11 protein-coding genes are annotated in these 9,104 nt (G+C 51.7%); 6 read left to right on the top strand and 5 right to left on the bottom strand.

The window, feature by feature from the left end:
• The first annotated feature begins 191 nt into the window (after nucleotides 1-191).
• From paaX to EKN38_RS16395, 3 genes are read left to right on the top strand one after another with little or no spacing between them, the layout of a single operon-like run.
• Entirely contained in the window at nucleotides 192-1,124 is a 933-nt protein-coding gene (gene paaX / locus EKN38_RS16405; RefSeq protein ID WP_029883661.1) for a phenylacetic acid degradation operon negative regulatory protein PaaX, read from the top strand.
• A gap of 9 nt (nucleotides 1,125-1,133) precedes the next feature.
• Nucleotides 1,134-1,730: a phenylacetic acid degradation protein PaaY gene (gene paaY, locus EKN38_RS16400; RefSeq protein ID WP_014831767.1), complete on the top strand. Its 597-nt coding sequence runs from the start codon at nucleotides 1,134-1,136 to the stop codon at nucleotides 1,728-1,730.
• Between the two features lie 15 nt (nucleotides 1,731-1,745).
• Entirely contained in the window at nucleotides 1,746-2,249 is a 504-nt protein-coding gene (locus EKN38_RS16395) for a GNAT family N-acetyltransferase (RefSeq protein WP_043951622.1), read from the top strand.
• Between the two features lie 36 nt (nucleotides 2,250-2,285).
• Here EKN38_RS16395 and EKN38_RS16390 read toward each other — a convergent pair whose 3' ends face one another.
• Nucleotides 2,286-2,822: a GNAT family N-acetyltransferase gene (locus EKN38_RS16390; protein ID WP_014831769.1), complete on the bottom strand. Its 537-nt coding sequence runs from the start codon at nucleotides 2,820-2,822 to the stop codon at nucleotides 2,286-2,288.
• Between the two features lie 77 nt (nucleotides 2,823-2,899).
• Between EKN38_RS16390 and EKN38_RS16385 the strand changes: the two genes are divergently transcribed.
• Both EKN38_RS16385 and EKN38_RS16380 read left to right on the top strand, forming a co-directional pair.
• The gene (locus EKN38_RS16385) at nucleotides 2,900-3,412 is read left to right on the top strand and encodes a GNAT family N-acetyltransferase (RefSeq protein ID WP_014831770.1); all 513 of its coding nucleotides are present in this window, start codon (nucleotides 2,900-2,902) and stop codon (nucleotides 3,410-3,412) included.
• A gap of 82 nt (nucleotides 3,413-3,494) precedes the next feature.
• Nucleotides 3,495-3,977, top strand: a complete 483-nt coding sequence (locus EKN38_RS16380; RefSeq protein WP_014831771.1) for a hypothetical protein — start codon at nucleotides 3,495-3,497, stop codon at nucleotides 3,975-3,977.
• A 195-nt stretch (nucleotides 3,978-4,172) separates the two neighbouring features.
• Here the strand turns inward: EKN38_RS16380 and EKN38_RS16375 are convergent, their stop codons facing one another.
• The 3 genes from EKN38_RS16375 to EKN38_RS16365 all read right to left on the bottom strand — a co-directional run bounded on the left by EKN38_RS16375 (nucleotide 4,173) and on the right by EKN38_RS16365 (nucleotide 7,083).
• The gene (locus tag EKN38_RS16375; RefSeq protein ID WP_071841846.1) at nucleotides 4,173-4,949 is read right to left on the bottom strand and encodes a hypothetical protein; all 777 of its coding nucleotides are present in this window, start codon (nucleotides 4,947-4,949) and stop codon (nucleotides 4,173-4,175) included.
• Nucleotides 4,950-5,203: 254 nt separating this feature from the next.
• Complete coding sequence (locus EKN38_RS16370; protein ID WP_202947485.1) at nucleotides 5,204-5,671, bottom strand: DMT family transporter; 468 nt, start codon at nucleotides 5,669-5,671, stop codon at nucleotides 5,204-5,206.
• 14 nt (nucleotides 5,672-5,685) lie between these two features.
• Nucleotides 5,686-7,083: an amidohydrolase family protein gene (locus tag EKN38_RS16365; protein ID WP_014831773.1), complete on the bottom strand. Its 1,398-nt coding sequence runs from the start codon at nucleotides 7,081-7,083 to the stop codon at nucleotides 5,686-5,688.
• Nucleotides 7,084-7,204: 121 nt separating this feature from the next.
• Here EKN38_RS16365 and EKN38_RS16360 point away from each other — a divergent pair, with 121 nt between their 5' ends.
• Nucleotides 7,205-8,089 carry a LysR family transcriptional regulator gene (locus EKN38_RS16360; protein ID WP_014831774.1) on the top strand — a complete coding sequence of 295 codons (885 nt, stop codon included), beginning with the start codon at nucleotides 7,205-7,207 and terminating at the stop codon, nucleotides 8,087-8,089.
• A gap of 25 nt (nucleotides 8,090-8,114) precedes the next feature.
• On the opposite strand, the gene EKN38_RS16355 is transcribed toward EKN38_RS16360, so the two are convergent.
• Nucleotides 8,115-9,014 carry an alpha/beta fold hydrolase gene (locus EKN38_RS16355; protein ID WP_014831775.1) on the bottom strand — a complete coding sequence of 300 codons (900 nt, stop codon included), beginning with the start codon at nucleotides 9,012-9,014 and terminating at the stop codon, nucleotides 8,115-8,117.
• Between the last annotated feature and the right edge of the window lie 90 nt (nucleotides 9,015-9,104).

Genomic DNA, 9,104 nt, shown 5'->3' with positions numbered 1-9,104 from the left:
ACAGGAAACGCCTCAGCGATTTACAGCCGGACCAGGGCGTCGCTGTAAGTCATTTATTTTCCTAAAACAACTTTCGTCGCTTTCGGTAAAAAAATTACTGGGGATCCCTCAACCCTTTGGGAGAGAGTTAGTGTGAGGGTCTATCCAGGATTCGTATGCTATGATTCATCCAGGACAAAAACACCAACAGAATGAATCACATGAAACTCGACGCCTTTATTCAGCATGCGGTCAGTTCGGTTCCGATCAGCGGGACGTCGCTAATCTCCTCGTTATACGGTGATGCGCTTTCCCATCGCGGCGGCGAGATCTGGCTTGGCAGCCTGGCCGCGTTGCTCGAAGGGATGGGCTTTGGCGAGCGCTTCGTGCGAACCGCGCTGTTTCGCCTCAATAAAGAGGGCTGGCTGGATGTCTCCCGCATCGGGCGTCGCAGCTATTACCGCCTGAGCGACAAAGGGCTGCGTTTAACCCGCCGGGCGGAGAATAAGATCTACCGCGCGGAGCTGCCTGCCTGGGATGGCAAATGGCTGCTGCTGCTCTCCGAAGGTCTCGATAAAACCACGCTTGCCGACGTGAAAAAACAGCTTATCTGGCAAGGGTTTGGCACGCTGGCGCCCAGCCTGATGGCTTCGCCCTCGCAGCATCTGGCGGATGTGCAGTCGCTGCTTCATGACGCGGGCGTGGCGGAAAATGTCATCTTCTTCGAAGCCCATTCACCGCTGGCACTTTCTCGCGCGGCGCTGCGTTCCCGCGTTGAGGAGTGCTGGCAGCTGACCGAACAGAACGCGATGTACGAGACGTTTATTCAGTCGTTCCGTCCGCTACTGCCGCTGCTGAAAGAGGCTACGCCGGAAGAGCTTACGCCGGAGCGTTGCTTCCACATCCAGCTGTTACTGATCCACTTTTATCGTCGCGTGGTGCTGAAAGACCCGCTGCTGCCAGAGGAGCTACTGCCTGCGCACTGGGCGGGTCAAAGCGCGCGACAGCTTTGCATCAACATCTATCAGCGTGTGGCACCGGGAGCGCTGGCGTTTGTCAGCGAGAAAGGCGAAACCTCGGTGGGTGAACTGCCCGTGCCCGGCACGCTTTATTATCAACGCTTTGGTGGTCTTGCGACCGCATAAGGAGTGAGGATGCCTGTTTATCAAATTGACGGTCTGACGCCGGTGGTGCCAGACGAGAGCTATGTCCACCCGACAGCGGTGCTCATTGGCGATGTGATCCTGGGCAAAGGTGTGTATGTCGGCCCCAATGCCAGCCTGCGTGGTGATTTTGGCCGTATTGTGGTGAAAGATGGCGCGAACATTCAGGATAACTGCGTCATGCACGGCTTCCCGGAGCAGGATACGGTGGTGGAAGAGGACGGCCATATTGGCCACAGCGCCATTCTGCACGGCTGTATTGTCCGCCGCAACGCCCTGATAGGGATGAACGCAGTGGTGATGGACGGGGCGGTGATTGGCGAAAACAGCATCGTCGGCGCGGCGGCCTTTGTGAAGGCGAAAGCCGAGATGCCCGCTAACCATTTGATTATCGGCAGTCCGGCGAAAGCGATTCGTGAGCTGAGCGAACAGGAACTGGCCTGGAAGCAGCAGGGCACGCGCGAGTATCAGGTGCTGGTGGAGCGCTGTAAGCTGACGATGCATCAGGTGGAGCCGCTGCGCGAAGAAGAGCCGGGACGCAAACGACTGACGTTTGATGAGAATTTACGGCCGAAATCGGCGGTGTGAGCGGGGGGAATTCAGTTGGACTTAGAAACAGCGCGTTTAAAGCTTGAACCCTATCATGACGATCATTATGAAGGCTTGCGGGTGATGGATGGCGATCCCGGCGTGATGCGGTATATCAGCCAGGGGATCGCTAAAACGCCGGAAGAGACCCGGGAAGGGATCCGACGCGTTCAGGCCCGTTGGGCAAAATACGGCTTTTCGTGGTGGGCGATTAAAGAGAAGGCGTCTGGTGAGGTCGTTGGCGCAGCATGTCTCCAGCATCTGGCTAACGTGGAGGGCGCCCCGCTGGAGATTGGTTGGCGACTTATCCCGGAACACAATGGCAAAGGTTACGCAACGGAAGCCGCAAAAGCGATTATTGCGTTCGCGGCAGAACAGGTGGGTGCCACTTATCTGGTTGCGGTTGCCGATCCGGACAATGTCCCCTCGCAGCGTGTGATGCAACGGTTAGGTATGACGTTCAAGGCGATAGAAGAGCATTATGATGTGCCTTGTGTGGTGTATGAACTCAACCTTTAACATACTGCATGCTGATGATTGAAAGACTTTTGGGGGCTACTCTGTTTTTCGTAGCCACTCACTTTTGGTCAGCGAATAGAGTAGACTCGGCGGGGCATTCTCAACATCCAGAATCTCTTTGATATATTTTAATCCCGCTTTTTCAAGAACGTTTTGCGATGCGTGATGGTTCCTTCTCACGACCGCTGATATTTCCGTTAAGTTGATTACTTCAAAACCGTATTTGATCGCAGAGGTTGCAAATTCTGTCGCGAAACCTTTTCCCCATGCCTCAGTGCAAAATCGATAACCCAGATTATTAAGACGGCTATCTGCAAAGTCACGAATTCCCAGCCCGCCAAAACCGATGATGCTATCTATATTATTGTGAAGTGAGATAGTCCAGTTTCCAAAACCATGGGTATTCCAGTGACCGATCCAGCGATTCATGACCGATTGCGCGTAGTCAATGTCCGGGTAGGGACCAGCAGGGTTAAAGGTATTAGTCGCTGGATCGCCATAAATTTTGAAAAGTGCAACGACATCTGACTCTCTTACAGGGCGAAGATGTAAACGTTTCGTTTTAACTTTCATCGTTGTCCTCCTGATGAGCGATATCAGGTATTCTGTTTTCACATAACAGTTTTTACCTGGATGCAAGAAGTTATCTTATGACGTTACTTTTACGACAAGCAACATCAGCAGATTCAGTATTACTCAAGGAACTGGGCTATCGCATCTATCCCGCGCACTTTAAGCATCTGTGGAAGTCGGAATCAGAGCTGAGCGATTTTCTGGAATCCGAATATTCCGTTGCAGCGATAGAACAGAGTCTGAGAGACAGCGGAACAAGCTGGTATGTGGCGGACCTTGATCAACCGATTGGCTTTATGAAACTGACATGGGAAGCCACAATCCCTGATACCGACATCAGCGGTGTGCTTCTTAACAAACTCTATCTTGATCCGACCAAGACGAGTAATCACTACGGTCAGACCATGTTTAGCAGCGTCATCGAACTTACCCGCAGTCATGGCAAAAAATTTCTGTGGCTCGAGGTGCTTGAACAGAATGAACGTGCCCGGCGATTTTATGAAAAGCAGGGGATGCGGTTTATCAAGGATACGGTTTTCGAAACAGCGTCGCAGCGGAGTGTATTGAAGATCATGGGGATGGGGTTATAGCTTTCCTTTGCTTATAGGGGGCGTTTCGTCTTCGTCAGACAGGGAATATTGGCTTAGAAAGAGGGATGGGGGAGATCTGGCTATGCGGGCTCATCAACAGCACAAGTCACGTAAATTGTATCGTAGCGTCAACACGACGACACGACACTATTCTAACAACCCTGGCGCTGAGTATCGCTGGGAACGTAATCGTAAAAAATCCGGGGATGAGTTGCTGGTAACACGTGAAACCATGCACAGTGGACAAAAGCGAGGGCGTGACTACACGCCATTGTTTTACTTTTTGCTCAAACAGATTGGCAAGCCGTGGGATGGCGTTTTCAGCGAAGTTTGTGGACGTCTTGATACTACCGAGCCTGTGTTCTGGTTAGTCGCGTTGCATGAGCATCAGCAAAGGGATTTAGTCTGTATTGGCGATAGCAGCTTTTATCCGGGCCTGTTTGTTGACGAGAATGGCATTTTACAACAGGTTAACCCATCGATTAGTGCCAGGGACGTAAAGGTGACTTGCCGCTGCTGTACGCACACCTTTATTGGTGAGCCTGTGCCCTGGAGGGAGGAGTGAAATATGGGACTGTTGCGCTACAGGTGTAGTGTTCCGTTCGCGATGAGAATGATTGCAAAATTACGGTGAATAGTCTGTGAGGTGATCCATTCTTCTGTCTGTTTGGTGCCAGAAGCAGACGTTGCTCCGTAAGGGGCAGGGCCGGATATCTCCAGACCTTCAAATCAAAACAGTAGTTTCTTTCATATAGATTAATTAAATACCTAAGCGATATCGCTGTTCATCCGATAGAGGATTTTTTATAGCCTCTTGATACGCTGCCTCACATTTGAGCCAAAATTCATGATGGGATGTACGTAACTCAGCTCCAACAAGTGCATTAAATCTAACCCAAAAACGATATCTCACAGCACCCAAACTTAACAAGCTTTGGAAACATGTTGGATTGTGTGTTTTTGAATCATAAGGGACAATAAGTCCTCCATGTCTTGCATAACTATGTCTTCCGTATGTCTCTCGATAAGCTAAGTAGATTGGATCAACATCAATGTGTAGAAAGATTATGTTCCTACTCGTTTTTCCTATAGCAAATTCGCAAGCTTCTATTGGGCGAGGGCCACCTGCTTCTGCAATTTGGCAGCATAAAATTTTTGAAAAGTATCTAAACACATTGAGGTAAGCTTCTGATTCCAAATTATACTGTGGCATATTAAACACCTCGGAAGGGTCCCTACCTTCTGATATAAGCGATGATACTAAAGTATGAAAATGATCAAACTCCTGATCTGCAGGCTGTGTGCGAGAGCCATTGCATGAAGAGCACATTCGTGCCGAAAAATGGAAAGCCTTAGACTTAGGCCCTTGTGCTGTACGAAGATTGCCGCCATCATCAAAATCTCCAATGACCATTGCATTACTTCCAAAAATTTTTCTCAACGCCGAAGCTTTTATTTTGTGCTCTCCGGTGAGAGAACCACTAGATCCGCATAAGCAACAGCCTTCTGTCTGATACGATTTGAAGAATATTTCCATTAAGATCACCAAATGTGTATGACATTTCTTAGATGTAGAGGCTTTGTCAGCAACACGATAAGTATCCCAGAAAGTCTCGCTGTTGACATTAAATCACCTTTTAAACTATGACTTAACGTCCGCTCCTCGCTCAAAGCGGACACCCACCGACAGCGTAGATCCTCTGAAATGGTCTCGAATATGCAAAGTGAAAACGTTTATGTCACGGACATCACACCTTCGCAGACTTCCGTAAAACAATCAAATCCCCCTTTTCAGTGCATAAACCGCTCAGAAAGCCGATCCCCGAACAGCATAATGGCGAGCCCGATCAGCATAACCAGCATTCCGCTTAGCTTCAGTATCGAGACTGGCCGCCTCATTGCGCCCAGCAGACCAAAATGGTCAATCACCTGCGATGAGAGTAATTGCCCGACAATCGCCAGCCCGAGCAGGGCTGAAAAGCCGATCTTCGGTGCAAGCACTACGTAGCTGAAGAGGGCACATGCCCCAATCAGGCCGCCCGTCAGACTCCACAGTGGTTGAGACGGAATGGCCGCAAGTGTGGTGAATAATCCCCCGCGCAGCAGCGAGTAAATTCCAAGACTGAATGCACCGGCAGCAAAAGAAAACAGCGCGGCCGTCACCGGATCACCGCCGAGTCCTCGTGCGAGTTGGCTATTCAGCGTCGTTTGCAGGGTGATCCCAAGACCGGCGGCAAACGCGATGAGGTAATAGATCATCTGTTTCATCCCTGTCAGTGTGCCTGCACCAGCGGCAGAAAGGTTTCGGCAAACATGTCTGGTTCATATCCGGCGGCGGCAAACAGGTACTCTCGCGATTCATCAACCACTGCACGCAGGCGCGCGCTGTCTACGCCAAGGACTTTGCCGTTCTGCTTGACGATACGCCCACCGATCAGGACGGTATCGATATTGCTGCGCTCTGTCGCATGTACCACCGTGCCAAAGGCATTCCCGGATGGGTAGAGATTGATGTCGCTGGTGTTAATCAGGATCAGGTCGGCCTGTTTGCCAGGCGTCAGGCTGCCAATTTTGTCCTGCAACCCTGCGCAGGCTGCACCATTGACCGTCGCCGCTTTAAGGAGTTGCGCTGCCGGGAGCGTTGTTAGCGAATGAGGGGTATCGCAGCACTGCTGCTGATGCATCCCTATCACCCGTTGCAGGTAAAAGGCCACACGCATTTCCATAAACATGTCTGTACTGTAAGACGTTTCGTTATCAACGCTAAGGCCAGGATTGATACCATGGCGCAGGGCTGACTGGATGGCAAACATCCCGTCTTCGATGCCATAGTGCGCATCAGAGCGTGGGCAGACGTTCACCCGCACACCGGCTTCACGCAGGATCTTCCATCCCTCGTCAGGCAGCGCCGTGCAGTGATTAAAAATATTGTCCGGGCCAAGCAGGCCCTGTTGATGCAGCGACGCAAGCTGTGAGGCCATCTCTGCACCAAAGAATTCCGTGACGATAGGCAGTCCCAGCCTGCGGGCTTTGGCCCACAGGGCGGGTTCCAGTTGGGCCATAACCCCCAGAGATACAAGACTGTCTGGGTTGTTCTGAAAATACTTCTCCTGCAGGCGCTGCCAGTTACCCGGCCAGTGGGCTCTGTCCCAGTCGCCTGATACTGGCGCACCGGAGGCATGGATGGCACGAATACCTGAATCAAGCAGCGCCTCAACGGCGGCGTCGGAATGCGCAGCGGTGCGGCTGTTATGCGAGTTATCAATGATTGTCGTGATGCCCGCGTCAATCGCGCCCAGGGCTGTCAACAGGTTACCTGTGTAGATATCTGAAGGGCGATAATATCTGGCAAAAGAGAAGTGTGTGGCGTTGCTGTAGTCGTCCAGACAAGTGGCATTAGGGTTGATGCGACGCAGCTGTCCTTCCCACGCGTGACGGTGAGAATCCACCATCCCCGGTATCGCAATCATGTTTGTGGCATCTATGATACGGGCGCCCCGTGCGTCCAGGTTCTTCCCTACAGCGGTAATGGTTGAATCTGTAATAAGAATGTCCCCGTGTTCAATATTCCCCACGGTCTCGTCCATGCTGAGGATTGTTGCACCACGGATCAGTGTTGCTGGCGGTGTGAACGTTGCATTACTAACAATATTTCTCATGTAATCGGTCATATTCGATATCTCTTTCCTGATAAACAGGAAAAAAATACGTCAACTCTATTAACGCGAAAAAGATGCTCAAACTGTTTTTATTATTCATAATCTGCGAATAATCGGGTGAGGGAAAAAGAGTATGGATCGTCTTCAGGCAATGCAGATTTTTACGCGGGTGGCGGAAGCCGGGAGCTTTGTGCGCGCGGCAGAAACGCTTTCGTTGCCTTCATCCACGGTAACCAGCACCATTAAAAACCTTGAAAAGTATCTGCAGGTGCGCCTGCTTAACCGCACGACAAGGCGGGTGAGTCTCACCCCTGAAGGGGTGCAGTATCTTGCGCAGTGCCGGGACATACTGTCGTTGATCGAGCATGCGGAATCCAGCCTGACGGATTCCGTGAGACGGCCACAGGGCCGATTGCGGGTAGATATGCCTGCCGGGATTGCCCACTTCATCGTCATGCCCAATCTGCAAGACTTTTATCGGCGTTACCCGGATATCTATCTGATGACTGGCGTAAGCGACCGGCAGGTTGACCTCGTTCAGGAGGGTGTCGATTGCGTGATCAGGACAGGGGAGTTGACCAATTCCACGCTGGTTGCGCGTCCGCTGGGCAGGTTTCGTTGGGTCACCTGTGCCTCTCCGGACTATCTCAGGGAGTATGGTGTGCCACAGTCACCAGACGAGTTATCCCGGCATCGGGCGATCCACTATTTTTCGGGTCAAACCCGGCGTGCAGACGAACTGCGTTTCCAGCAGGGTTCTGCGTTGCGGTATGTCTCTGTTAACGGCCAGACGGCCGTTAACGAAACGGGGCTCTATATCAAAATGTGCCTTGAGGGTTACGGGCTGGCGCAGCTTGCTGAGAATGTTATAGCTGAGCACCTTGCGCAGGGCACGCTGGTGGAGATCATGGCCGACTGGCAGCCACCGCCAGTCCCGGTCACGTTACTGTATCCTCACCAGCGCTTTCTTTCTCCCGCCGTACGCGCCTTTGCTGACTGGATAGATGAACTCATCTGAGAGAGTCGTGTGGTGAACGTCCTCTTTACACAATATTTTTTTTCAGAAACTCACGGATAACAGGAACGATTTCCCAGCCATGGGTTTCCAGCGCGAAGTGCCCAGTGTCATAGAAGCGAATGTCCGCATCAGGAAGGTCGCGTTTCCATGCCAGCGCGCCTGCTGGAAGGAAAAACGGATCGTTCTTACCCCAAACCGCCAGCAGAGGTGGCTGATACTCACGGAAGTATTCCTGGAACACAGGATACATGGCCACATTTGAGGCGTAATCCAGCACCAAATCGAGTTGAATATCCGCATTGCCCGGCCGCGAGATGTGTAGCCCTTCCAGGGTGTACCCATCGGGTGAAACTGAACTCGTGTCGGCAACGCCTTCAAGGTATTGCCATTTAATTGAAGCTGGTGTCGGGAAGTCATGCAGGGCAAGCCGGTTCTGCTCTGTGGGTTCGTGCCAGTATCGTTGAATAGGCGCCCAGCCTTCCCCCAGACCTTCCTCATAAGCGTTACCGTTCTGGGAAATAATCGCGGTCACACGCTCCGGATGCGAGACAGCGAGACGCCAGCCTACCGGGGCACCGTAGTCGTGCACCATAAGCGCATAAGTGCTGAGCTTGAGCTGTTCGGTGAACTGCTCAATGGTTTTCGCCAGCTGATTGAAAGAATAGGAATACTCACCTCTTGCTGGTGCTTCAGTAAAACCGAACGCTGGCAGATCGGGCGCAATGACGTGGTAGCTCCCGGCAAGGGCAGGTATCAGGTCGCGGAACATGAATGATGAGGCTGCAAAGCCGTGAAGCAGCAAGATCGTCGGCGCCTCTGGATGTCCCGCCTCGCGGTAGAAAATTTTGACGTTATCCACCTGTTCGTGGCGGTAATAAACCGGACTGGCGACAGTGCCATCATACGCAGAGTCGGCAAGTGCCATGTTGGAGATTGATTGAGAAGTAGTCATGAAAACCTCGTGTAACCGTTATAATTTGAATTTGAAGGTTACATGATATTTTGGTAACCTGAC

The organism is Enterobacter sp. WCHEn045836 (assembly GCF_003965585.1).
Classification (GTDB): Bacteria; Pseudomonadota; Gammaproteobacteria; order Enterobacterales; family Enterobacteriaceae; genus Enterobacter; species Enterobacter dissolvens.
This window is presented reverse-complemented; position numbering and strand designations above follow the sequence as displayed.